27 protein-coding genes, 1 tRNA gene and 1 pseudogene are annotated in these 24,112 nt (G+C 50.8%); 11 read left to right on the forward strand and 18 right to left on the reverse strand.

Annotated features, from left to right (window positions below; all coding sequences use genetic code 11):
• Positions 1 to 9: 9 nt before the first annotated feature.
• Together hspQ and rlmI are read right to left on the reverse strand one after the other, a co-directional pair.
• Positions 10 to 327, reverse strand: coding sequence for a heat shock protein HspQ (gene hspQ / locus LC084_RS04080; RefSeq protein WP_226569587.1), 318 nt, complete (start codon positions 325 to 327; stop codon positions 10 to 12).
• 66 nt (positions 328 to 393) lie between these two features.
• Positions 394 to 1,620, reverse strand: a complete 1,227-nt coding sequence (gene rlmI / locus LC084_RS04085; protein ID WP_226569589.1) for a 23S rRNA (cytosine(1962)-C(5))-methyltransferase RlmI — start codon at positions 1,618 to 1,620, stop codon at positions 394 to 396.
• 182 nt (positions 1,621 to 1,802) lie between these two features.
• Here rlmI and yccX point away from each other — a divergent pair, with 182 nt between their 5' ends.
• The gene (yccX, locus tag LC084_RS04090; RefSeq protein WP_226569591.1) at positions 1,803 to 2,084 is read left to right on the forward strand and encodes an acylphosphatase; all 282 of its coding nucleotides are present in this window, start codon (positions 1,803 to 1,805) and stop codon (positions 2,082 to 2,084) included.
• Here yccX and tusE read toward each other — a convergent pair.
• Both tusE and yccA read right to left on the reverse strand, forming a co-directional pair.
• A complete protein-coding gene (gene tusE, locus LC084_RS04095; protein ID WP_226569594.1) occupies positions 2,081 to 2,410 on the reverse strand; it encodes a sulfurtransferase TusE in 330 nt (109 codons plus the stop codon). The two genes, yccX and tusE, sit on opposite strands and share 4 nt — an antisense overlap.
• A 132-nt stretch (positions 2,411 to 2,542) precedes the next feature.
• Positions 2,543 to 3,202 (reverse strand): FtsH protease modulator YccA, encoded by a 660-nt coding sequence (gene yccA, locus LC084_RS04100; RefSeq protein ID WP_226569596.1) that lies wholly within the window; start codon positions 3,200 to 3,202, stop codon positions 2,543 to 2,545.
• 386 nt (positions 3,203 to 3,588) lie between these two features.
• Here yccA and LC084_RS04105 point away from each other — a divergent pair.
• The 4 genes from LC084_RS04105 to LC084_RS04125 all read left to right on the forward strand — a co-directional run bounded on the left by LC084_RS04105 (position 3,589) and on the right by LC084_RS04125 (position 6,963).
• Positions 3,589 to 3,676: transfer RNA gene (locus LC084_RS04105), tRNA-Ser, on the forward strand.
• Positions 3,677 to 4,028: 352 nt separating this feature from the next.
• A complete protein-coding gene (gene hisI / locus LC084_RS04115) occupies positions 4,029 to 4,436 on the forward strand; it encodes a phosphoribosyl-AMP cyclohydrolase (RefSeq protein WP_226569598.1) in 408 nt (135 codons plus the stop codon).
• 30 nt (positions 4,437 to 4,466) lie between these two features.
• Positions 4,467 to 5,687, forward strand: coding sequence for a zinc metallochaperone GTPase ZigA (gene zigA, locus LC084_RS04120; protein WP_226569600.1), 1,221 nt, complete (start codon positions 4,467 to 4,469; stop codon positions 5,685 to 5,687).
• A gap of 79 nt (positions 5,688 to 5,766) precedes the next feature.
• Entirely contained in the window at positions 5,767 to 6,963 is a 1,197-nt protein-coding gene (locus tag LC084_RS04125; RefSeq protein WP_226569602.1) for a CobW family GTP-binding protein, read from the forward strand.
• Here the strand turns inward: LC084_RS04125 and LC084_RS04130 are convergent, their stop codons facing one another.
• Positions 6,964 to 7,200, reverse strand: coding sequence for a hypothetical protein (locus LC084_RS04130; RefSeq protein ID WP_226569603.1), 237 nt, complete (start codon positions 7,198 to 7,200; stop codon positions 6,964 to 6,966).
• Positions 7,201 to 7,273: 73 nt separating this feature from the next.
• Between LC084_RS04130 and dksA the strand changes: the two genes are divergently transcribed.
• From dksA to LC084_RS04145, 3 genes and pseudogenes are all read left to right on the forward strand, one after another.
• Positions 7,274 to 7,693 carry an RNA polymerase-binding protein DksA gene (gene dksA / locus LC084_RS04135; protein WP_226569605.1) on the forward strand — a complete coding sequence of 140 codons (420 nt, stop codon included), beginning with the start codon at positions 7,274 to 7,276 and terminating at the stop codon, positions 7,691 to 7,693.
• A gap of 72 nt (positions 7,694 to 7,765) precedes the next feature.
• Positions 7,766 to 8,695: a GTP cyclohydrolase FolE2 gene (gene folE2 / locus LC084_RS04140; protein WP_226569607.1), complete on the forward strand. Its 930-nt coding sequence runs from the start codon at positions 7,766 to 7,768 to the stop codon at positions 8,693 to 8,695.
• A pseudogene (locus tag LC084_RS04145) lies at positions 8,685 to 8,954 on the forward strand (gamma carbonic anhydrase family protein); the annotation flags it as partial. The gene folE2 and the pseudogene LC084_RS04145, both read left to right, overlap by 11 nt.
• Before the next feature lie 342 nt (positions 8,955 to 9,296).
• On the opposite strand, the gene LC084_RS04150 reads toward LC084_RS04145, so the two are convergent.
• Positions 9,297 to 11,036 carry an SgrR family transcriptional regulator gene (locus LC084_RS04150; protein ID WP_226569609.1) on the reverse strand — a complete coding sequence of 580 codons (1,740 nt, stop codon included), beginning with the start codon at positions 11,034 to 11,036 and terminating at the stop codon, positions 9,297 to 9,299.
• A 97-nt stretch (positions 11,037 to 11,133) separates the two neighbouring features.
• On the opposite strand from LC084_RS04150, the gene LC084_RS04155 reads away from it, so the two are divergent.
• Positions 11,134 to 11,949: a shikimate 5-dehydrogenase gene (locus tag LC084_RS04155; protein WP_226569611.1), complete on the forward strand. Its 816-nt coding sequence runs from the start codon at positions 11,134 to 11,136 to the stop codon at positions 11,947 to 11,949.
• Positions 11,950 to 12,009: 60 nt separating this feature from the next.
• On the opposite strand, the gene LC084_RS04160 is transcribed toward LC084_RS04155, so the two are convergent.
• The 6 genes from LC084_RS04160 to LC084_RS04185 form a co-directional block, all read right to left on the reverse strand.
• Positions 12,010 to 13,332, reverse strand: coding sequence for an ABC transporter substrate-binding protein (locus LC084_RS04160; RefSeq protein WP_226569613.1), 1,323 nt, complete (start codon positions 13,330 to 13,332; stop codon positions 12,010 to 12,012).
• A complete protein-coding gene (locus tag LC084_RS04165; protein WP_226569615.1) occupies positions 13,325 to 14,401 on the reverse strand; it encodes an ABC transporter ATP-binding protein in 1,077 nt (358 codons plus the stop codon). Before LC084_RS04165 ends, LC084_RS04160 begins: the two co-directional genes overlap by 8 nt.
• Positions 14,395 to 15,231: a phosphodiesterase gene (locus LC084_RS04170; protein WP_226569616.1), complete on the reverse strand. Its 837-nt coding sequence runs from the start codon at positions 15,229 to 15,231 to the stop codon at positions 14,395 to 14,397. The genes LC084_RS04165 and LC084_RS04170 overlap by 7 nt, the downstream gene beginning before the upstream one ends.
• Before the next feature lie 13 nt (positions 15,232 to 15,244).
• Positions 15,245 to 16,129 (reverse strand): carbohydrate ABC transporter permease, encoded by an 885-nt coding sequence (locus tag LC084_RS04175; RefSeq protein WP_226569618.1) that lies wholly within the window; start codon positions 16,127 to 16,129, stop codon positions 15,245 to 15,247.
• Positions 16,119 to 16,991, reverse strand: coding sequence for a carbohydrate ABC transporter permease (locus LC084_RS04180; RefSeq protein WP_226569620.1), 873 nt, complete (start codon positions 16,989 to 16,991; stop codon positions 16,119 to 16,121). Before LC084_RS04180 ends, LC084_RS04175 begins: the two co-directional genes overlap by 11 nt.
• Positions 16,992 to 17,132: 141 nt before the next feature.
• Complete coding sequence (locus tag LC084_RS04185; protein ID WP_226569622.1) at positions 17,133 to 17,360, reverse strand: YccJ family protein; 228 nt, start codon at positions 17,358 to 17,360, stop codon at positions 17,133 to 17,135.
• Positions 17,361 to 17,809: 449 nt separating this feature from the next.
• On the opposite strand from LC084_RS04185, the gene LC084_RS04190 reads away from it, so the two are divergent.
• On the forward strand, positions 17,810 to 18,736 hold the full coding sequence (locus LC084_RS04190; RefSeq protein WP_226569624.1) for a DMT family transporter: 927 nt from the start codon (positions 17,810 to 17,812) through the stop codon (positions 18,734 to 18,736).
• A 132-nt stretch (positions 18,737 to 18,868) separates the two neighbouring features.
• Here the strand turns inward: LC084_RS04190 and rutF are convergent, their stop codons facing one another.
• The 6 genes from rutF to rutA are packed head-to-tail and all read right to left on the reverse strand — an operon-like array spanning position 18,869 to position 22,960.
• Positions 18,869 to 19,354, reverse strand: coding sequence for an NADH-dependent FMN reductase RutF (gene rutF, locus LC084_RS04195; RefSeq protein WP_226569626.1), 486 nt, complete (start codon positions 19,352 to 19,354; stop codon positions 18,869 to 18,871).
• 8 nt (positions 19,355 to 19,362) lie between these two features.
• Complete coding sequence (locus LC084_RS04200; RefSeq protein ID WP_226569628.1) at positions 19,363 to 19,953, reverse strand: malonic semialdehyde reductase; 591 nt, start codon at positions 19,951 to 19,953, stop codon at positions 19,363 to 19,365.
• Positions 19,938 to 20,765 carry a pyrimidine utilization protein D gene (gene rutD, locus LC084_RS04205; protein WP_226569630.1) on the reverse strand — a complete coding sequence of 276 codons (828 nt, stop codon included), beginning with the start codon at positions 20,763 to 20,765 and terminating at the stop codon, positions 19,938 to 19,940. Before rutD ends, LC084_RS04200 begins: the two co-directional genes overlap by 16 nt.
• Entirely contained in the window at positions 20,762 to 21,160 is a 399-nt protein-coding gene (gene rutC, locus LC084_RS04210) for a pyrimidine utilization protein C (RefSeq protein WP_226569632.1), read from the reverse strand. The genes rutD and rutC overlap by 4 nt, the downstream gene beginning before the upstream one ends.
• Positions 21,161 to 21,170: 10 nt before the next feature.
• Positions 21,171 to 21,869 (reverse strand): pyrimidine utilization protein B, encoded by a 699-nt coding sequence (gene rutB / locus LC084_RS04215; RefSeq protein WP_226569634.1) that lies wholly within the window; start codon positions 21,867 to 21,869, stop codon positions 21,171 to 21,173.
• Positions 21,869 to 22,960: a pyrimidine utilization protein A gene (gene rutA / locus LC084_RS04220; protein ID WP_226569636.1), complete on the reverse strand. Its 1,092-nt coding sequence runs from the start codon at positions 22,958 to 22,960 to the stop codon at positions 21,869 to 21,871. The genes rutB and rutA overlap by 1 nt, the downstream gene beginning before the upstream one ends.
• 286 nt (positions 22,961 to 23,246) lie before the next feature.
• Between rutA and rutR the strand changes: the two genes are divergently transcribed.
• Positions 23,247 to 23,885 (forward strand): HTH-type transcriptional regulator RutR, encoded by a 639-nt coding sequence (gene rutR, locus LC084_RS04225; RefSeq protein WP_226569637.1) that lies wholly within the window; start codon positions 23,247 to 23,249, stop codon positions 23,883 to 23,885.
• The last annotated feature ends 227 nt before the right edge of the window (positions 23,886 to 24,112 follow it).

Below are 24,112 nucleotides of genomic sequence, written 5' to 3' on the forward strand. Positions count from 1 at the left end.
TTGAGCCAGTTAGTTACGAAGTACGGGAGAAGCCAGTTTACGTTGTATGGTTGCAGCCAGTTCATCCATCGAGGGTTGCTCTGGGTGCTCATCGGCAATTTCCCCACTAAGTTGCGCCTCTGCCAGGTAAGTATGAACAGGCTGGCCTTCGTCATCTTCCATCACAACATGATACCAGGGGGCTTTACGCAAAGAGTAATCAGCCCCCAGTTCATCTTCTGCGGGTTCTTCCAGCGAATATTCTGCGTCAATATCCACTACCACACCGAGGTAACCCAGCAAGGAGTGACGCACTTGCTGACCAATACCGAATTTGCTGGCAATCATATATACCTCCCCGGGGTCTTGCCTTTACTATTACTCTAGATGTGGGCAAGACCTTTCCGTTTCAAGTTACATGATGCGACAGGCAAACCCTTTAAGGTATAACCCTTCCGGGTAAGTTGCGATAACCGGGTGGTCCGCTGCCTGACGGAACTGCTCTATAAATTGTATATCACGCCCGGCATCAATGGCGGCATCAGCAACAATTTTCTGAAATAAATCACTGGTCATCAGGCCAGAGCATGAGAAGGTAAGTAACACACCGCCCGGGTTGAGTAACTGGATAGCCAGCATATTAATATCTTTGTAACCCCGACAGGCCCCCGCCAGTTGGTTTTTGTTTTCAACAAACTTTGGCGGATCCATCACGATAACATCGAATTTTTCGCCCTGATCACGGTATTTGCGCAATAGCTTGAAAACATCATCGCGAACAAACTGAGCTTTGCTTAAATCCAGTTTATTCAGCTCGATGTTTTGGCGAGCGACATCCAGCGCTTCCTGTGATGTATCAACGCTGACAACTTCTTTACACCCACCGATTAATGCGGAAACTGCGAACCCTCCGGTGTAAGAAAAACAGTTCAGCACTCGCTTGTTTTCAACATAGCGGCGGGTAGCCAGACGGCTGTCTCTTTGATCAAGGTAATAGCCAGTTTTGTGGCCCTGGCGAATATCTACCAGTAATTGCATTTCATGTTCTTTAATCGGAAGCAGTGCTGGTGGCATGTCACCACTGATAAGCCCCTGCGCAAGTGGCAGACCTTCTTTTTTACGAACAGCCACGTCTGAACGTTCATACAATGAGCTTTCCGGATAACAAGTTTGTAATGCAGTAATCAGAGCTTCTCGTTGGTGTTCAGCACCCGCTGAGAGCAGCTGTAACACTAAAAAGGTTCCAAACCTGTCAATGGTAATTCCCGGGAGCCCGTCGGATTCACCGGCAACCAGGCGGTAGCTATCAAGGCCATCTTTTTCCGCCAGCCAGTCACGCCAATACTGTGCCTGGCGTAATTTACGGATAAAGAAGTCAACATCAATCTGCTCTGTAACATCAAATGTCCAGACGCGGGCACGGATTTGTGATGCCGGTGACAGCGCACCTCTGGCAATCCACTTCCCTTGATGGTCAACAATATCAACAGTTTCTCCGCTCCCGGCGTTCCCTTCAATCCGGGATACAGCCCCAGAGAAAACCCATGGATGGCGGCGCAGAAGTGATTTTTCACGGCCTTTAGCCAGTACCAAACGGGGTAGAGAACCAGACAACGAAGTAGAAATTGAGGGTTTACTCATCAAGGGTTACCTTAAACGCGAAACAGCATAGTGATTAATATCGGAAAGGTGCGTAGCGTAGCACATTGCGTGCCAGGCAGCATTATCGAACCGTTTACTGTTACGTTCGCCACCAGTAGATGCGAGCAAAACCAAGTCTTGTATATACTTACTTAAACAGATTTGAGCCGTGGAGAAGCGAAATGGCAGCATATTGTGTAATGGCTTGGGTTCATGGCCGTGTTCAAGGGGTAGGGTTTCGTTACAGTACGCAGTATGAGGCTAAAAAGTTGGGGGTGACGGGCTATGCTCGTAATATGGATGATGGCAGTGTAGAGGTGCTGGCTTGTGGGGAACCCGGGGCGGTGGACACACTGATTAATTGGCTAAAAGCGGGTGGCCCACGCAGCGCAAGGGTTGAGAAGGTACTGACAGAGCCTCATCACCCTCAGCGTGAGTGGACCAATTTTGGTATTCGCTATTAGATGCACTTAACCGGCTTTGGCAAACCAGCAATTTTAGTCGCCTGTTTGGCCGGGCCTTTAGGAAAAAGGCGGTAGAGATAGCGGCTATTTCCTTTTTCTTCCCCGAAAGTTTTTGCCATTGCTTTGACCAGCATGCGAATAGCGGGGGAGGTATTAAATTCCAGGTAAAAGTTGCGAACAAACATAACCACTTCCCAGTGTTCTTCACTCAGCGAAATACCTTCGTTTTGAGCAATAACTTCTGCCAGCGGTTTACTCCACAGCCCCGAGTCTTTCAGGTAGCCTTCGGTGTCTGTGTCAATTTCGGTGCCGTTAAACATCAACATACTATTTCGTTCACTAAACTCAGTCATCAACCAACAAGAATGGCACTCAGTGTAGCACTTTCTTTGCTGGCATAAAAAATTGCCCCGCTCAGTGGCGGGGCAATTCAGTAAAACAAATGCAGGGCGATGGAACTAGTCGCGGCTGGCAAAGCCCAGAATACTGAGCAGGCTGACGAAGATGTTGTACAACGAGACATACAGGCTCACAGTTGCACGAATATAGTTCGTTTCCCCACCGTGGATGATGTTACTGGTTTCATAAAGGATAGCCCCTGAAGAAATCAGAATAAACACAGCGCTAATAGCCAGGTGCAAGGCAGGAAGTTGTAGGAAGATGTTGGCGACCATGCCAATCAGCACCACAACAACCCCAGCCATTAACATACCGCCCATGAAAGACATATCTTTGCGGGTTGTCAGCACATAAGCGGAGCAGCAGAAAAACACCAACGCTGTACCACCCAACGCCATACCAATCACATCGCCCATTCCGGCAGACAGATAAGCGTTTAAAATCGGGCCCAGGATATAACCTAAGAATCCGGTAAAGGCGAATGCCGCAATAATGCCTGTAGGCTTATTAGCAAGGCGGTAAGTCAGGAACATTAAACCATACATCCCAACCAGGGTGAGGATAAGGCCGGGAGAAGGTAAGGCAAGCACTGTACTGGCGGTTGCAGTAATAGCTGAAAACGCCAGTGTCAGGCTCAACAGGAAATAAGTGTTTCTCAGCACCTTGTGGGTACTGAGTAGCGATGAGCGATCGCGGGTAGAGGTAACAATACGATCCATTTTTACTCTCTCTATAAACAGGTGTTATAGCGTTCAGAATAGGTAAGGCTATTTCACTAGAAAAGCGCGTTTACCCATCTTTACCTCTTCTGATGTGTTTCAGAGCCAGGCTGATGTTTTCATGACTTTTGGGCTGTAAGTTACCTGTCGGTTGCGATTAACCCATGGAACATTTGCACTAAAGCAAATACGCTTACCCACAATTGCCTGGTTCGGCTGGTTATAGTCAGGTAAGTAATAACGCTTTGTTGCTGATTTTATTGCCGAATAACTAACCATAATGCCGTATTTTCATGCAAATAACCCCGTTTTGTTGATTTTTAAAGCAAACGAACAAATTGGTGCTTTACATGACGCAAGGGGACGTTTATAGTGCGCCTCATTCCGGAAGTGTGGCCGAGCGGTTGAAGGCACCGGTCTTGAAAACCGGCGACTCGAAAGGGTCCCAGAGTTCGAATCTCTGCGCTTCCGCCATATTGAGAACCCCGTGATACATCAGTATCACGGGGTTTTTCTTTTTGTGCTGTGCCGCCATAAAAACCGTTTCCGCTATTGCGCGACGGCTATACTCCGTTGTCCATTTCCACCGCACATGACTTCCGCACACTCCCTGGTTCGCAATTGCACGGTTACCATCTACATACACACCCGGCCAGTAACCCGTCCTCTATCGGGGCGCGATTCCCCACCGCTAACCCTGTTTGATTTCTTCTAACCATATAATAAATAATGTTTTTAATGGTGTGGAAATACCTGTCGGTAGTAAAACGAGTGGTAAATGTAATTGTTATGTTATAACGTATCTGTAAAGTGTAGGGGGAGCTTAATGTTTCAATTAATAGAAAACGCGCAGGCTGGCGCAATATTCGCCCTTAACGAAGTCATACAGGCGATTCCCTGGAATGAGGACGGCCTGATTACCGCGATTGCTCAGCAGTATGACTCCGGTGAAGTGTTGATGCTGGCCTGGATGAATCTACAAGCGCTGCAAGAAACATTAACAACCCGGCGGGCATGCTACTGGTCTCGCTCCCGGCAAATGTTATGGCGCAAAGGTGATACTTCCGGGTGCATACAACAGGTACATGATATTCGCTTTGACTGTGACGGAGATGCACTACTACTGCTGGTGGATCAAACGGGTGGTGCCTGCCACACCGGCCGTCGTAGCTGTTTTTATAATGCAGTTAGGGGCGATGGAGTGGTTGTTCTGGCGAGCCCACTCAGGCTCTGACTAGTAAAAAATGATGTAGAGGAGCTGCAAATGTCGCAACAAACAACACTCAACCAGGATAAACGCTTACCGGTAACGGTACTGTCGGGTTTCCTGGGGGCAGGTAAAACAACACTGTTGAATTATATCCTGAACAATCGTGAAGGAAGACGTGTTGCTGTTATCGTCAATGATATGTCAGAGGTCAATATCGACGCGGCCCTGGTTCGAGATGGTGGGGCACAGTTATCCCGCACTGAAGAAAAATTGGTTGAAATGAGCAACGGTTGCATTTGCTGCACGTTGCGCGAAGACCTCCTTATCGAAGTCAACAGGTTGGCGAAAGAAGGGCGTTTTGACCACCTGGTCATTGAATCCACGGGAATATCAGAACCGCTTCCGGTAGCTGAAACCTTCACGTTTGATGACGAAGATGGCAGTAATTTATCGGCGGTTGCAAGGCTCGATACCATGGTCACTGTGGTAGATGCTTACAACTTCCTTAAAGATTACCAGTCTGATGACAGCATCCAGTCCCGCGGCGAATCTCTGGGAGAAGAAGATGAACGCAGTGTGGTTGACTTACTGGTCGACCAGATAGAGTTTTGTGACGTACTGGTCTTGAATAAAGCAGACCTCATCACCGCTGCGCAAAAAGATCAATTGATGGCTATTTTACGCTCACTCAACTCACGTGCTGAAATTGTGGTGGCGGAACATGGCAAAGTTGCCCTGGATAAAGTGTTAAATACCGGCTTATTTGATTTTGAAAATGCGGCGCAATCGCCTGGCTGGTTGAAAGAATTGCGGGGTGAGCACACGCCAGAAACAGAAGAGTACGGCATTACCAGTTTTGTTTTCCGTGCCCGGCGTCCTTTTCACCCAGAGCGATTTGCACAGGTTATTGATAAATCACTGACCGGGGTTGTGCGCTCGAAAGGTTTCTTCTGGCTTGCATCGCGCCCGGAATATGCAGGTTCCTGGTCGCAGGCCGGTGGTGTGGCCCGTCAGGGGTTAGCGGGCATGTGGTGGGCAAGCGTACCTCGTGAACGCTGGCCTCAGGATGAAGACTCCCTGAATTTCATTTTGTCTAACTGGGTGGATGGCATAGGTGATGCCCGGCAGGAAATAGTGTTTATTGGGATGAACATGAATGCAGCCGCCATTACTGAACAGTTGAATAATGCACTGTTAACCGACCAGGAAATGCAACAAGGGCCAGAACAATGGCGTAACTATGTTGACTCACTCGAACCCTGGTTTGTCCATTAAATATGCACGAAGTAATTCTCCTGTGAAACGACTTAGTTATGCATCATGGAGCCCGGCATTTGGGCATAAGGCTTAGTGTATGCGCAAAATACCGCTAACAATTTTGAACGGTTTTCTCGGTGCCGGAAAAACCACGTTGCTCAAAAGTTTGTTGGTACAGGCAAGTAAACAGCGACTGCCGGTGTGCGTTATTGTCAATGATATGAGTGAGCTGGATGTAGATGGTGTATTGATTTCTAATACAGAAGTTGTTAGCGCCAGCCAGCATAATTTCGCCAGCATTTCTGCTGACAGTATCAGTAGCCCTGATGGAATCAAAAAACTGGATAGTGCGTTACAAGCTATGCTGGCAGTAGCCCGGCCAGCCCTGTTCTTACTCGAGACATCCGGCAGTAGCCATCCATTACCATTAATTCGCTATTTTCGTGACCACCCTGACATCCAACTCACGGGCGTATTGGCGCTGGTCGATGCTGTGATGCTCAACAATGATTTTCACGCAGGGGAAACACTGATTCCACGCCTGGAAAACAACTTGCGGCAAGGTAAACGGAATATCGAAAACTTGCTGGCTGAGCAAATCATGTTTTGCAGCCAGTTACTACTGACTAAGCATGACAGGCTGGATAGCGCTACGGTAACGAGAGTCGCACAGGCCATTCACCCACTTAACCCTTATGTTCCTGTTAGTGCGGTTCCTTGGGGAAGTATGGATCTGGGCACAATTCTCAATCTGCCTGAGTATGATTTCCACCGTGTTGCGCTATTGATTAACGAACTGGCGCCAATAGTGGATGTGCCTGCCAGAGAACAGCAAAACGCCTGGTCTATGAATGCGTTGGTTATCAACGATAACAGGCCATTCCATCCACAACGGTTGTGGGATACCTGCCACCGCTTCATGGGAATGAGTATTTACCGTAGTAAGGGTTTTTTTTGGTTGCCAGGCCGGGCTGATCTTGCGCTGCTATGGAACCAGGCGGCAGGCAGTATCAGCCTTGAAGTGGTTAGCTACTGGAAGGCCGGTGTGTTGGAGAGTGCCGATAACGGACTGACTGCAGAGGAAATTGCTACCTTGCGACACCAGGTCGAGCAGTCACCAGGCCGATTTGGCGATCGTCATTGCCGTTTGACAATTATTGGTGAGAAACGGGAAGCCGAAGCCTTCACGGCCGAATTACAGGCCTGTTTTTTGACTGAAGCCGAAATTGCCTGGTGGCAAGCGGGTGGCGTATTTGAAGACCCCTGGCCACAGCGTATGGCCCGGTTGGTGTAGTTAGCCTGATATGGCGCGCATTTGGCTGCAAAAAGCACACTGGCAGCCGGCGACAGGAATGGCAGACCAGGTATGAGGAACCAATACCAAAGAAGACAACTTCAGCGGTGGTGTGTTGGTTGCATATTGGCTGGTCTGTGGCTTTATGATTAACGGTGAGTGTTCGATTTTTACCTGGAAGGCAACCGCTTTTGCTGATGCAAACGTGATGAGTAGCAGAGGTAAAGTCGTTTTCATGGCGATATTCCTGAATATCCGTGATTCATAAATGTAATGATATAACATAATTTTTAGGGTTGAGGAGTCAATTATGACGAAACCTTCCAATGCTGAGTTCCAGTCGTTGCTGGCTATGCCTCCCGAGGATTATATGAATTCGTGGCAAACCCAGTTTTTCCAGCGTTTGCTGCAGCATGAACGGCAGGCGCTTATCGAAAGCATTGCTGAGCTGAAATCACAGCTTCAGCACAGTGAACAACAAGGTGATGAAGCCGATAAAGCGATTCGTGAAGAGGAACTGAGGCTGCTTTTTCGCCAAATAGACAGAGAAAGCCGGTTACTGCCTAAATTTGATGCTGCATTAAAGCGGCTGGCACAGGGGGAATATGGCTACTGTTTGCAAACCGGGGAGCCCATTGGCCTCCCGCGCTTGCTACTGCGCCCAACAGCAGAACTGTCCATTGATGCCAAAATGAAGCAGGAGAAAGTTGAAGCACAGTATCGCAAATAACTGCATCCCAAAAAATTAATCTGCACTGCACATGAAATAAGAGACATTAAAAATAGAGTAAGGAAATTAGCTATGCCTGAGCCATCATCGCTCCGCTTGCCTGTCCTGGCTGATATTCAGTCTGCACAGAGTGAGTATCAACATATTGCACTTAACTGGGTTGGTATGGAGCAAATCGACTTGCCGCTTGAGTTTGAAGGGCGTCCTGTTATGGCTAAAGTGAATGCCGGTATCAACTTATTAAACAACCAACATGCCGCTAAAGGCATTCATATGTCACGGCTTTATATGCAACTGGATGACCTTACTCAGGGCGAGGTTACTCCTGGTGCAGTACAGGGGGTACTAAAAGCATTTCTTCGTTCGCATGAAGGCCAGAGCAGCGAAGCCAGCCTGAGTATTAAAGGGGAGTTGTTGCTGTCCAGAAAATCACTTATCTCAAACTATTATGGCTGGAAAGCATACCCCATTGAACTGACTGCAACATTGAATGAAGCCTGCGTATTTCACATCAAAGTGGGTATTCCATATGCGTCGACCTGCCCTAATTCAGCCGCACTAAGCCGCCAGTCGGCACAAGTTGCTTTTCAACGCGATTTTGAAGGCCAGGAAGATAACCTGACAATGGAAGCGGTCAATGAGTGGTTGGGAACGAAAGGTATGCCTGCGACACCACACAGCCAGCGTAGTTGGGCCTGGCTCGAGGCTGAATTAAACATGCAGGCAACACAATTCCCGTTTCGTCAGTTGATTGATGCAGGCGAAAACGCCTTAGGCACAGCGGTGCAAACAGTGGTTAAGCGTGGGGATGAACAGGCTTTTGCACAAGCCTGCGGAAGTCATCTTATGTTCTGTGAGGATGCCGCTCGCCGTCTTCACCAGAGGTTACTGAAAGAAAGCGGTTTCGCTGGGTTCTCAATTCGTGTTGAACACCAGGAAAGCTTGCATGCCCACAATGCAGTGGCTCGGGTTCGTTTTCAGAGAGTAGGCCATGTTGCGTAAAAAACCTTCCGGCCATTCACCACAGGTTTCAGTGAAAGCCTTTATTGACCCTACAGCGGTGATATGTGGGCATGTCATCATTCATGATTATGTCTATGTTGGCCCTTATGCTGTTATTCGGGCCGATGAACTGAATGAGCACGGAGATATGGAGCCTGTCACTATCCATTCTCATTCTAATATTCAGGATGGGGTGGTGATTCACTCTAAAGGTGGTGCGGCCGTCACTATAGGAAGCCATACATCTATTGCGCACCGGACTGGTCTTTGTGTCAGCACACTGCGTTGTTGCCGCACTGTGCTTCCTGTTTGTTATGGGGCCAATTGTACGTGTTGGTGAAAATGAACCGGCAGCAGATACAGATAAACAAATTTCACGGCCGCAATTACCCAACCGCAGTCACATCTGTAGTGTCATTGCGTAGTGAAACGGTGTAATGCTGCTGGCAGTATCCCCGGGCGTATTAATGCCCGGGTACAGATACTGGTGGAGTGGCTTATTTTGTCTTTGGTTTCATATTGCTACAAAGAATGAAACTGTAGCCGATGAAGACTTGATGGCGGGGGGATTGCAGCAGCACCATCCCGTACCTTCGCCTGGTTAATCAGGCATAATCCACGCCGAAGTAAAGTCAAACCACCCCAGGTTATTCAGGTGCAGCCCCTGTACACCCGCAGGGCCTTTCAGCCGCATCCAGTGGTGAAAAAGCGGTTGTAACCAGCCTGATTCAGTCACTTCCCCAATTAATTGCCTGGCACTTACCGTCCCAGTTCGCCAGTTTGAGAGCTGGGTATCAACCCTGGCTGTTTCGCCACCGAAAGCACAGCGCCGCAGTAATGGTGAACCCAGTAACCATGAAGCAACATGCCAGTTTTCTGGAACCGTGAAGTTAACGGTGCCCAGCCAGATATCGGCACGATGCTCCCCCGAGGCCCAGGTTGAGTAAGGTAGCGCTTCCCCTTGCAACTCGACGCCTTGTTCGGCCAACAACCCAGCCATGATGTTAAACAACATGGCGAATTCAGGGTGTGTCTGTGGGTATACCAGGCGCAAAACAGGGCGAGAGCCGCCGCCCGTAAAAGGGGAAACACTCGGTCCATCTTCCAGCGTATGGAACCAGTCTGGCAATACACTGCCGCCAGGCACCCATAGTGGGCGGATCTCTGCCTGTAACCGGGGCTGTATGTTCCATGGATTAAGAATGCTTCTCAGCCAGCGCCGCTGGCTGTCTGTTTGCCAGAATGCTGAACGGTTATCACACAGTAAAAAGTAACCGCCACGTTCCAGGAACATCTCCGGGTTTTCATCTGTGGGTTTTCCCGTCAGCTTTCGGGCAAGCCCGGCAATCCAGGCTTCATCACTCAGGCTGGAACTGAGCCAGGCAGAGGTTTTAATATCCAGCGGGGGGGCACCTGGCTCTGTAGAGGTTAAATCCGGCCAGGTAAAGACTTCGATTTCATCCAGCAGGCCACGCAGCCCATAGTAGTTATCAAAAGCTTTAAACCGCAGGAGCCAGTCGGTGTTTTTATCTACCTGATAAGGCCCTGAACCCACCGGTGTTGCCGGAGTCAGTCGGTCTGTACGCACAATCAAGGCATCAACATGTGCCAGTAGCTGTGGCAACTGGTTGTCTGGCTGGGATAATTCAATCTCCAGGCTGAGTGGGCCTGTTGCCCTGATTGCCTTCAGGTGGGAAAACAACGGCAGCCCGGCACTGCGTGCCAGTGATTTCACCACATCGCCGCTTGTTACCTGTTTGCCATCATGCCATTGCACACAAGGGCGCAGGAAAAAACGCCAGTTCATGGGCGTTGTTTGGTGCCAGCGGTGAGCCAGGTCTGGCTCCACTTCACCTTTTTCCTCATTTATTCTGGTTAACCCACTAAAAACTTGCCTGGCCAGATGTTGCTCTGAGCGGCGCAGGGCTGTGCCCGGTAGTAAACAAGGCATGGTGCGGTAATAAGGGATACGTAAGCGCTGGTAATCTGCCTGCACACTGTAGCCGAGTTTTGAGCGCAACAGTTGGGTCACCTGCTGTTTATCCTGCCCCAGTAACGCAACGGCTTCATCCAGCCGCCCGGCATCCAGCAACTGTTCGGCTTCGGCCTGGCTGAGTTGCGTGGGGGTGCGCAGAAGGTGTAACTGGGCCCGCATACCGCGACCGGGGCGTGATTGCCAATTAAGCCAGCCATTGCCCTGCATTTGTTGCAGCAATGTGCGCATATGGCGGCGGGTACAAAATAGCCGGTCTGCCAGTTCTTGTAGTGTCACACTGGCCGGTGTATTGCCATAAACCGCCAGTAACTTGAGGTATTTCTGTTCAGTGAGCCGGTTAGCCATAAAAGAGGAAGTTTTTCTCGCTAAAGTGAACAATTTTTCAGGTCATCTTTTTATTCAATACTCCACAGCAGAGAAAACTGCAACTCAGGAATCCACCATGACAAAAAGACTGAACAAAGATACCCAGATATGCATGTCACTGGCGGCTCGCCCCAGTAACTTTGGTACCCGGTTTCATAACTACCTGTACGATGCACTGGATTTAGATTATCTGTACAAAGCCTTTACCACCCAAAACCTGGCAGGTGCAATACAGGGGATACGGGCACTGGGTATTCGCGGGTGTGCTATTTCCATGCCTTTTAAAGAAGCCTGTATCCCGCTGGTGGATGAAATGGATGCCTCGGCACAGGGCATTCAGGCAGTGAATACGATTGTTAACACCAATGGGCATCTCAAGGCCTACAACACGGATTACATCGCGATTCGTCAATTACTGGCAGAGTACGCACTGGACCCGAACAAAGCCTTTGCTTTGAAAGGCAGCGGTGGGATGGCGAAAGCGGCAGCCTGCGCACTGAAAGATGCCGGGTTCAGTAAAGGCTATATTGTTGCCCGTAATGCCGAAGCAGGCCAGGCTCTGGCGGCATTATATGGTTATCAATGGTGTGCAACAGAAACGCAGTGCGCGGCAGAGATATTAATCAATGCAACACCCCTTGGCATGGATGGCGCACAGGCAAACCAACTTGCATGGGCGGAAGAGAAAATCCAGGCGGCCAGCACCGTGTTTGACATGGTGGCATTACCTGCCGTCACCCCGTTGATTCACTATGCTCAGGAACTGGGTAAAACAGTAATAACCGGTTCTGAAGTCTTTGCTATTCAGGCTGTTGAGCAGTTTGTACTGTATACCGGTATTCGCCCGTCAGCCGAACTTTTCAGCCAGGCTGCAGCCTGGTCTCGCCAGTAAAGAGTCCGTCAGTTAGCAGCCACGTCCTTGTGGCTGCCGGGTATTGCCAGCCAAAAAAGGTTATTTCACGGGAGCCAGCGCAGTGCTGTCTACATAGGGCTTCATGATGGTGTCTGCCTGTTCCTGCGCAGTTTTAGCGGCACTTTCCGGTGTTACTTTCGGGTCGTTAACCACTGCTGCTAACTGGTTCTCCATCGCCTTACGTACCGCAACCGTTTCATAGGTGGCATACCAGGGGTGAGCGTACTGTAACTGTTTAAGGGCAATTGCGGCTCGTGGGTCGTTTGCCAGGTAGGCTTTCATTTCTGGTGTGTCATAGGTGGCTTTACGTGGTGAGAAGTAACCCGTAAAGCGGCTCCATTCGCCATTGATTTTCGGGCTGACCAGGTAATTCAGAAATTCCCAGGCCGCTTTTTTCTGAGCGTCGGAAATACCTTTAAAGCTGACCAGGCTGGCACCGCCAATGGGCACAGCGCGCTGCTCTTTGGCAGGCAGCATGGCGACCCCTAACTCAAAATCTTTACTGTTATCACGCATAAAGCCCAGCGCCCCGGTACTGAGCATCGCCATCCCCAGTTTCCCGGAAAAGAATGCCGCGCTGATTTGTTTGGCATTCAGCACGCCAGAGGGCATGACATGGTCCTGGTATATCAGGTTCTGCCAGAAACGCAGGGCGCCAATAGTGGTGGGTGAGTTGTAATACACTTCGCCAGGCCAGGTGTCGTTAAAGTAGTTACCGCCATTGGCGCGAACTAATGCAGAGAGGATCCAGCCGCCGTAATCGTCATTGGTAGAAGGCATCATGATTCCCCATTGCCCTTCGTCTTTGTTGGTCAGCTTAAGCGCATCGGCGCGTAACTCTGCCCAGGTTTGAGGCGGCTGGGTTATACCAGCTTTAGCAAACAGTGTTTTGTTGTAATAGAGAATTGGCGTGGAGTTGTGGAACGGAATGGCATAAGTTTCACCCATCACCTGGGCATTTTTCCACATGGCAGGCCAGAAATTCTGCTCCAGAAAATCATTCGCTTTCAGGTTGCCGTATTTCAGAATCTCATCCATGGGCAGTATTTCTTTTTTCAGCGCCAGGTCGGTGGTGAAGTTGGCGGACATAATCACCAGCGCAGGTGGTTGCCCGGCTTTTTGGGCTGATTCTGCTTTAATTTTTGTGGTGTCGTAATTGCCGGTAAAAATACCGCGCACCTCAACATCTTGTTGTGAATCATTAAAGGTTTTAATGATACGGTTCATTTCCATGGTCAGCTTACCGTCAACCGGTGCCGGAAACATAAAATCTATCTTTTCTTTTGCCAGTGCGCTGGCAGTGAACGCCAGAGTTAAACTGCATACCAGAGCCGGTAACCGGGAAGGCGTGGCCTTAAACATGAATAGTCTCCTGATGTAATAAATTGAGCTGTGTGTCAGCATCAAAAAAGTGCAGATCTTCGGGGGAAAAGCCGGGCTGAATAATGTCGCCACATTCGGGGATGCTGCCTCGGTGGCGGCGGCAGTAGCGCATATTCCCAAACGGGGTGGCCAGGTGGAGTAAATAGTCGGCACCCATTAGCTCTCGCTGGCGAAGGGTGGCGGCAAAGGTGAACTGGCCGGGTTGTGGGGTATCGGTAATATGTTCTGGGCGAATCCCCACCCATACCCGGCCAGCCGGCCTGGTACTTACAGGCAAAGGAAGTGCTTGTTCCCCAAAAAAGACCTGGCCGTTTTTGCAGGGTAACAACAGCAGATTCATGGCGGGCGAACCAATAAACCCGGCAACAAAGACATTTGCTGGATGGTGGTAAATGTCAGCGGGGCGGCCAGTTTGCTGAATCACGCCATCTTTCATCACCACAATCCTGTCTGCCATTGACATCGCTTCGGTTTGGTCGTGGGTGACATAAATGGTGCTGATGCGCAGCGTTTGGTGCAGCGCCATGATGCTGTCGCGCACCTCGGTACGCAGCTGCGCATCCAGGTTTGAAAGCGGTTCATCCATTAAGAACAACTTCGGATCACGGACAATCGCACGAGCCATCGCAACACGCTGGCGTTGCCCCCCTGAAAGCTTGCCGGGTTTACTGTCCAGTAATGGGCCCAGGTGCAGCATTTGTGCAGCTTTTTCCAGGCGCGGTTGCCACCCGGATTTTGCCTCTTTGCGCACTTTCATGCCGAAGGTAATGTTGTCCCGCACCGATAAATGGGGAAACAGCGCATAGTTCTGGAAAATCATCGCAAAGTTGCGCTCACCGGCTGGCAGGCTGTTGATGGGTTCCCCATCCAGCCAGATTTCGCCGGTGGTGGCGTCTTCCAGCCCGGCAATCAGGCGCAGCAGGGTGCTCTTCCCACAGCCAGATGGCCCAACCAGCACCACAAACTCACCATCATGAATGTCCAGTGCCAGCGCGTGCAGGGCGGTTTTCCCATCAAAGGTTTTACTCAGGTTTTGCAACTTCAGCATGGCGATGACGGCTCCTCAGTGGGGCAACTGGCTTGTGGGTCATACAGCCAGGGGCCAGCAAAGTGCGCCAGAGAGTGCTGGTAACTCACCCATTGCTCACCTACCTGGCGGTGCATGGTGCACGCAGCGGGCGACATATCGTAATACGGGCGGTTATCTTCATGGTGGTAAGGAACCTGGTGTACGGTGCCGGGCACGGTGGCAATAATGGCCTGGCGGTATTGCGTCATACACAGGTTATGGTTATGGCCACAGAACACGCGAACAAGGTTTGGATGGCGGGCAATCAATTCCAGCAGTAAATGGCCATTTTCACAGGCGATAGGATCCATTTGCGCATTGCCCAGCGGCAAAGGCGGGTGGTGCATAAAGACGGCAGCCGGTTTGTCTGGGTTGTCGCCCAGTTGCTTATCGAGCCATGCCAGTGTTTCCGCAGTCAGCCAGCCACTTGATGTACCCGTCCTGCTGGTATCAATAAACAAAAGCCGGGTGGCAAAGTGGTCAACCGCATAGCGAATGTTGTCCGGATCATTTCCCAGTTGGGGGCATAACGGGCGCAAAAACTCCAGAAAATGGGCTTTATCATCGTGATTACCCGGAATCACCAGTAGCGGGTAACGCAAAGCACCGAGCACCTGGCGGGCCACCTGGTACTCTTCCGGGCGGCCACAATTCACAATATCACCACTGACAATCACGGCATCAGGCGCTTCGCGCAGTGCATTCAGTTGAGCCACCACATCTGCGTTGCCGGCATTTACATCAATAAACCCGTACAGTTTCTGGTTGTGGCTGCGAAAATGGGTATCAGAAATTTGTGCTAACAGCATAAAAAACACCTCGTTATTTAATACCCGAAAAACCAAAGCTTCTCAGGAACTGCTTTTGAAACAGAATAAAAACCAGCATTAACGGCAGGCACACCATCAGCGTACCGGCACTGATCATGCCCCATTGCCCGCCAGACTCCGCCCCCATGGCAAAGGACACCAGGCCCACAGTAAGCACTTGTTTATCCGGGTCGTTGAGAATCATCAGTGGCCACAAATACTCATTCCAGTGGTAGGTGATACTGACGGTGGCAAAGGCAAGAATGGAAGGCCACGAACCCGGCAACATGACGTGATACAACACCTGCCACCAACTACAGCCTTCCATTAGTGCCGCTTCTTCAATCTCTTTAGGGATAGCCATAAAAGCCTGGCGCATCACAAATACGCCGAAAGCAGAAGTGAAGTAGGGCATCATGACCCCGGTAAGTGTGTTGAGCAGGCCCAGACTTTTCAGTGTGAGCATGTTGGGCACCATCATGACGACGGGCATTACCATCAGTTGCACCAGAAACAGGGCGAACAGGGTTTGTTTGCCACGGAACTGGTGGCAGGCAAACACATAGCCTGCTGTGGTGGCAGTCACCAGTTGCACCACAAATGTTCCGCCAGCAAAAAACAGGGTGTTGGCATACAGGCTGAGCCAGTTGGCGCTCTGCCAGGCATCGCGAAAGTTATCCAGAGTGAGTGGCCCGCGGGGAAGCAGCGATGCCATATCGTCGCCAAAAGTTGTGGCACTGAATGCTGATGAGAGCATCCAGAGAAACGGGCTTACCCACAGCAAGGCCAGGCACAGTAACAGGAGTGTTAATGTGAGTGCGGGTACGGGCGTGGTGCGGGAGCGAGGCAGGGGGCGTGCCCGGGTTGCCAGAGTAACCGGAGATATATCAGCGCTCATAGTGGGCTCCTTTCTCCATCCACTTCAGGTTGAACAGTGAGAAAGCGAATAACCCGGCCAGTGTCAGGAAGGTTGCAGCTGACGCTTTACCCAGGTCATGGGTTTCCCAGGTGAGGTTCTGGATGTAATAAAGCAGCACAGTGGTGGCGTTATCCGGGCCGCCCTGAGTCATTACGGCAACGTGGTCGATTTGAGTGATGCCGTAAATCAATGCGGTGGTCAGGACAAAGCTCAGCGTTGGGCGCAGTAAAGGCAGAGTAACCAGAAAGAAACGCTGTGTGGATGAAGCACCTTCCATGCGCGCCGCTTCATGTGTTGAAGCTGGTATCCCCTGTAGCCCCGCCAGGAAAAACAGCATGTAATACCCAGCAAACTTCCAGACACCAATCAGCGCTAATGCAAACAACGCTGTATTGCTGCGCCCCAGCCAGTTGTTATTTTGTGGGCCAAACCACACAGACAGGTAATGGTCCAGTAACCCAAGCCCCGGCATAAAAATAAACAGCCACAAGGCAGCAGCGCTTACCATAGGCACAATCATGGGGAAGAAAAACGCAGTGCGCAGCCAGCGGTTCAACCGGTGGTTTTCCCACAGCGCAACGGCCAGTAATAACGCCAGTGCAATACCCGGAACTACGGTCAGCAGGATATACACCAGGTTATTGGTCAGTGCGCGCCAAAAGACCGGGTCTGCCAGCAGACGGGCAAAGTTCCCGAGCCCAACATAGGCGGGGTTTTCACTGGATAGCCGGGTATCAAACAGGCTGTCATAAACTGACCGCACCAGGGGAAACCAGGTAAACAGCACTAAAAAAAACAGCGATGGGGTAAGGATTAACCAAATTTGCCAGGTTCTGCGCATAACAGCATTTGCCTTATTACCACTCTCAGAAGGCAAACAGTCTGGTAAGGAAACACTGCAACAGCATGGCGTAAAGATGACGGTTTAATGAAAGGAACATATTGGCAAGGAGCAGCATTATGCTCCTTGCCGTTACAGCAATTAGACGTTTTGCCGTTCTATGGTTTGTTCTCCCCAGAACAGGGTTTGTTTATCGCTACTGGCGAAGGCTTTGATAAGTGCCATATCGTTGCCTTCTTCCCACATTTTCTCGGCCAGTTGTTCGTCATAATTGACTAATTCAAAAATCGCCTCAGCAATTTCTGGTGACGTGTTGCGCAAGGCGGCCCATTCGCCAACGTGGTGTAATTTACTTGCCTGGTTTGTCATAACGCCTCCTGTAACAGGGTATTTAGCCAAACATGTTTACCGCCACCCTGAGAGCTTTTCGCCACAAGCAGTGAGCAATGGCGTATTTATGTTGCGCATTGGTGGCAGCTGTTGCCATGCAGCATCAGGCGAGTACCACCCAGGGTTGCGGTATTGTAATGCCAGGGCGGCACAGGTGGTGAGAGCACTATCTTCTGTAGTGAAACTGCAGCATTTGGGTGAGTGCCGTTAGCCGGTACCCGATGTTCCCGTTACCTGTATCGACTCCCTGTTCTATTAAAGATAAGTGCCATGGTACAGAGTGCAAATCTTGCTGTGTTTTTTAGCCAGTGAGCGCGTATTACTCTGGGGAAAATGATATTTTTTATTCCCTCTTGAAGCGCAGGCTTCCCCGGCGCAAACTGGGCGCAATCTTTTCGTATAACAGGTTTTTTGCAGTGCAATCTTTGATGAAATTCTCTATTAAACCCCAGGAAGCCATTCTGATGCTTATCACGATGTTCTGGGGGGGAACATTCCTTGCTGTGCAGTATGCAACGGCAGACAGTGGCCCATTTTTCTTTGTCGGGTTACGTTTTGCTGCAGCGGCTGTAGCTGTGGGGTTGCTTTCGTTTCGCTCGCTGCGTGGGCTGACTTTACTGGAGCTGAAAGCCGGGGTGGCTATTGGGATTGCGATTGCTTTCGGGTACAGCCTGCAAACCTGGGGGCTGCATTTTATTCCCAGCAGTAAATCCGCTTTTATTACCGCGATGTATGTGCCGTTAGTGCCATTATTGCAATGGGTTTGCCTTGGCAAAATGCCCGGTGTCATGGCCTGGATAGGGATTGCACTGGCTTTTGTCGGGTTGGTATTGCTGGCAGGCCCACAAGGCTCGCTGCTGTCTCCGGGCCATGGAGAGGTGATAACGCTGGTTAGTGCACTGGCGATTGCAGCGGAAATCATCCTGATCAGTGCCTGGGCGGGCAAAGTCGATGTCAAACGCGTTACGGTCGTGCAACTGGCGACGGCGTCGTTAGTGGCGTTTGTGACTATGCTGCCTGCCGGTGAATCTGTACCGGCAATGACGCCGAGGTTGTGGGTTGTGGGCATTGGCCTGGGGATTTTTAGTGCCATTATTCAGGTGACTATGAATTGGGCACAGCGCAGTGTCTCCCCTACACGAGCGACGGTTATCTACACGGGTGAACCGGTCTGGGCGGGTGTGTTTGGGCGGTTTGCAGGTGAACGCCTGCCGTTGCTGGCTCTGGTTGGTGGGGTATTGATTGTGCTCGGGGTGCTGGTGAGCGAAATGCGCCTGAAGCACAGAAAAAAAGCGAAAGATGAGCCTGATGACAAACATCATGTTCGTACAGAACGAGAGGATGTCACCCTATAAAAAACCAGGAAAATCAATTCATTGATTTTCGGCTGCTCACTAAAAAGAAGGAAAAACCACGTTTTTCCCTTCTTTTTCATCAATCTGAAGATGCTGTTGTTCCTGTTTCTCAGGCGCCAGATAACTGAAGGCTCAAGCGGCGCTAATTAGTGGGTGGTAGCGGCGGTCAAACCACATCAGCCCATGGGGTTCACCTGCGCTCACAATGTCCTTGAGCTGGCAAAACAGAATATCGTGTGTGCCAACACTGACCACCTGGCTTATTTGGCAATCGAAGCTGACCAGAGCCCCTTCGAGCAACGGGCAACCCGTTACTCCAGTTTGCCATTGGGCTGCAGCAAACCGGGTTTCCATTGGGGTTTTGCCGCCAAACAACGTAGACAGTTCAGACTGGTTAGCCGCAAGGGTATTCACACATAAATGGCGGTTTTCTTTAAATACCGGCCACACGGAGGCCTGGCGGTTGAGGCAAACTAACAGCGTCGGTGGGTCGTCTGTTACGCTGCAAACGGCAGATGCGGTGAACCCGGCACGCCCGGCCGGGCCATCGGTAGTTATGATATTCACTGCCGCGCCAAGGCGCGACATGGCATCACGAAACAGTGTTTTCTCCAGCATGTTGCCTCCTACTCCAGCCCGCAGGCCACGTCGAAATCCAGCCTCGGCAGGCGCGCATGTACTTTGCTGCTGTCGCCATAACCAATATTGATAAGCAGGTTACTTTTCCAGCCTGAATCCGCGAAGAACGTTGTGTTAACTCTCTCCTGGTCAAATCCGGACATTGGCCCGGTATCCAGCCCCAACGACCGGCAGGCCATTATCAGATAAGCAGCCTGCAGACTACTGTTACGAAACGCGGTTTCTTCTGCCAGGGCCGGGCTTGATGTGAACCAGGCACGGGCATCTGCATGGGGAAAGAGTGTAGGGAGTTGTTCATAAAATGCCGGGTCCCACGCCACAATAGCGGTAACCGGGGCCAGCATGGTTTTTTCCAGATTTCCGCTGGACAGTGCGGGCTTCAGGCGTGCTTTCCCTTCCGCGCTTCGGACAAACAGAAAACGGGCAGGCGAACAGTTGGCGGAAGTTGGCCCCATTTTGACCAGATCATACAGTTGAACCAGTAACGCGTCCGGGACAGGCTTTTCCAGCCAGTGTCCGTGGGTGTGCGCACCAGTAAACAGTGTTGCCAGTGCCTCTGGTGTTAAAACTTCTTGCATAACATCTCCTTGTATCTTTCTTCGGCCGCGTCCGGGAGTAATAGAGCCAGCCCGTCAAGTAACAGGCTGTTAAATGTGTCACTGGCGGTAACGTTGCAGGCATGTGCTCCCCAGGGCATCACGGACAGGTGGCTCGTGGGAAGGCATTCATGCAACATTTGGGAGCAGTGCCAGGGCACCAGTAAGTCGTCCCGGGCGCAGATTAACAGCACAGGTTGGGTTATCTGGCCTGCTGTTTGGGTAAAGTCGGCCTGCTTCAGGGCGGATAAGCGAGCCCGTAAATTCGCTTCACCCTGAAAATGGGCATTGTGCAGCGCCTCTTCTGCTTCAAGGCGGGGCTGCTGTTCACCCAGCCATTGTGCCGGGTAGAGAAACAGCGGTTGCGCAAGGTTCCAGGCTGCGGGCCCGCCACTGCTTAATAGTTGCTCGCGGATGGCAAAACAGCGCCGGGTTTGTGCGTTCAGGCTTAACCAGCCATTGATTATCACCAACGCAGTAATAGATTGTGGGTAACTCAGAGCCAGTTGTATGCCAATCAAGCCGCCTAGCGCGTGGCCGATAACTGCGTAACGGGTCACACCCTGTTGCGCCAGCGCATGATGTAACTCATCAGCCATCATCGCCATGGTGTAGTCAGCCGGGAGTTCAGCCTGGTTTTCCCCAGTACCTCGCTGGTCATAAGTGATGACCTGGTATTGGGTTTTGAGGGCACTGATTTGCGCCACCCAGTAACCGCCACTGCCTCCCAAACCGGAACTGAGCACCATCACAGGTGCGCCGGGGTATGGCGCATCATGGATGTGCAGTTTCATGCAGAGGCTCCATTGCCAATATGGGCTGTAGTGGCGATTTCCACCAGGGCTTCAGGTTTAACCAGACCACACTGGATGCAAAAACGTGCCGGTTTATCGCCTGGAAAAAACTCTGCGTAAACTTCGTTAATCGCGGCGTAGTGATTCCAGTCGGTGATAAAAATAGCGTTGAATGTCACATCCTCCATCGTCCCGCCCGCTGTCTCGATAACGGTTTTGATCGTTTCTAAAACGTGGCGGGTTTGTGCCTTTGGGTCGCCGGGGTATACCACATTATTTTGTTTATCAAATGGCAGTGTGCCGGAGACATAGACCACACCATCTGCCAAAGTACCGGGTACAAAAGGTGCAATAGGGGTTGTGGTGCCTGGCGGAATAATGACTTGTTTTGGCATGGTATGTTCCTTACGCAATACGGGCTAATGGTTTGGTATCAAGGGTGTCGCAGAATGTTTGAACATTGCTGACCCAACCGAAGAAGGTTTCAATATTGAATAACGCGGCCTGTTGCGCGAACGCAGGGCCCGCCTGGTGCGTGGCGTCCTCCAGTACGATGCCAAAATATTCAAGGAAGAAGCCGTCGCGCAGGGTGGATTCCACACAGACATTAGTGGCAATGCCAGTAAAGAACAGTTGGCGAATTCCCCGGCTGCGTAAAATGCTGTCGAGCGGTGTATTAAAAAAGCCACTGTAGCGGGGTTTAGGGAGCAAAATGTCACCAGGTTCCGGTTTAAGCGCATCCACCAGTTGGTAATCCCAGCCACCTTTTGCCAGTAACTTACCTTCGAGTTCCGGGCGCTGACGCATGGTTTTTAGCGCGTTGGACTTGTGCCAGTTAGGTGACCCTGGTCCACCTGCCTCAACATATTGTTCATCCCAGCCATTCTGGAACCAGATAACCGGGATTCCGGCGGCCCGTGCGGCACTGACGGCAATGTTGATTTTTTCAATCACCGGGCCAGTAGCCGAAACATCAAACCCGGCAAGGTCGAGATAACCCCCTTTGCTGGCGTAAGCGTTTTGCATATCGACGACAATTAATGCACTTTGTGCGGGAGAAAACGTAATTGCCTCCGGACGAGCTTCAAGCGTCAAGTCTTTCATCAGGCAACCTCCTGTTGAGTGGGAAGAATGGCTTTACGGCAAGTCATTAATGGCTGGATGTGTTTGCCAAAGTTTTCAATACCTGCCAGGAAATCATCAAAAGTCAGCAGTACACCTTCACAGCCAGGGACGCTCGCCACTTCATCAAGCAGCCGTGCAACGGTAGACCATGAACCCACCAATGTGCCCATATTGATATTGACGGCAGAAGTCGGGTCGGCCATTTGGCGTACATTGGTATCGCTGCCAGAACGGGTATCTTTCTGGCTTTGTTCTGTAAGCCAGGACAAAGCGCCTTCGTCGGCACCGTCTTTGTAGTGTTCCCACTTGGCGCGGGCGGCTTCGTCTGTTTCATCGGCTATCACCATAAACAACACGTAGGAGCCCACATCACGCCCGGCCTGTTCTGCCGCGGCTTTCATGCGAGCGGCGGTGGGGGCGAAGGCGGTGGGGGTGTTGACACCTTTCCCAAAACAGAAGTTGTAATCGGCGTATTGCGCTGAAAAAGCCATTCCGGCATCACTTTGCCCGGCGCAAATAACTTTGACGGGTTGTTCCGGGCGCGGGCTCAGGCGGCAGTCGTTCATGGTGAAAAATTCACCTTTGAAGTCGCTCTGGCCTTTACCCCATAAATCCCGAAGAACTTGTACGTACTCGGTCAGGTAGTCATAACGGCGGGAGAAGTATTCATCCCCTGGCCACATACCCATTTGTTCGTATTCGGGTTTTTGCCAGCCAGTGACCAGGTTTACCCCAAAACGCCCACCGGATATGGAATCCACAGTGGATGCCATGCGGGCGACAATCGCCGGGGGCAAGGTTAGCGTTGCGGCTGTTGCGTAAATCTGAATTTTTGACGTAACAGCCGCCAGGCCTGCCATCAGAGTGAATGATTCCAGGTTGTGATCCCAAAATTCAGTCTTACCACCAAAACCACGCAGCTTGATCATAGAAAGGGCAAAGTCAAAGTGGTAATGCTCAGCCTTTTGCACAATGGCCTTATTAAGCTCAAACGTTGGCATGTACTGTGGTGCATTGGTTGAAATCAGCCAGCCGTTGTTACCGATAGGAATGAATACACCGATTTTCATCGCGGACCTCGCACGTCTTGGTTGAGTGAATGCATGGGCCTGGCATCCTGCCGGCATTTCCTGTCACCACGCTGTAGCTAAAATGTTGCAATTGTGATGCCAAAAATAAAAAGTATTTATTATTAAATAGTTAATAAATAACGTAAAAAAAGTAAGGTTAATAAAGTGGACTATTTGGTCAAAAATGGTGCACAAAAAAGCACCATCAGGGCGCACAAGCTTCAAGCTTGTCGAGTGGTGAGGCGGATTTTGTTATGCTGTCTGCATCCCTAAACGGAGAGTAAATATGGCCGGTGAAACGGTAAAAACAACAGGGCGGCGCTCCCGGGCGGTCGCTGCGAAAAAACAGGCAATTCTGGCCGCGGGGTTAGCTCTTTTTTCTCAATATGGTATTCATGGCACCAGCCTTGACCAGGTGGCAGAACAGGCCGGTGTTTCCAAGACGAATATGCTCTATTACTACCCGTCGAAAGAAGCGCTGTATGTCGCTGTGCTTAAAGAAATTTTGGAAATCTGGCTGGCACCTTTCAAGTCCTTTAGCGCTGACCAGGAGCCGTTGGTAGCAATAGGTGATTACATTCGCCGAAAACTGGAGGTCTCCCGCGACCATCCCCAGGCATCCCGTTTGTTTTGCCTGGAAATGTTGCAGGGCGCACCGTTATTAATGGCCGAGTTGTCTGGTGATTTAAAACAACTGGTGGATGAAAAATCTGCGATTATTGCTGACTGGGTTGCCAATGGGAAACTGGCTCCCGTTGACCCACAGCACCTGGTTTTTATGATTTGGGCCACCACCCAGCACTATGCTGATTTTGCCACGCAAATAGAGGCGGTTACCGGAAAAAATCTCAGTGACCCGCAATTTTTCGCCGATACCGTGGCAAGTGTGCAGCGCATAATCACCGACGGTATTCGGGTACGTTAACGGCCTGGGGGCAGGTAAACCTGTGGTAACCGAGCTTACCAGGGAACTATTTCAGTATATAGTTTGCGCCATCTCCCCCGTTATACCGTGCCTGCAGTTCCCCTCCCGAAAAACCGTTGATTCAGCACAATTGTACTTCCTCTATTTCCCTACTTCCCTTGCGTCTACTTGTTTTCCCACAGTTATTAATCATGTGGACTATCTTTAGTTTTATTACCAGGGGATAG

The organism is Mangrovibacter yixingensis (genome assembly GCF_020523985.1).
Classification (GTDB): domain Bacteria; phylum Pseudomonadota; class Gammaproteobacteria; order Enterobacterales; family Enterobacteriaceae; genus Mangrovibacter; species Mangrovibacter yixingensis.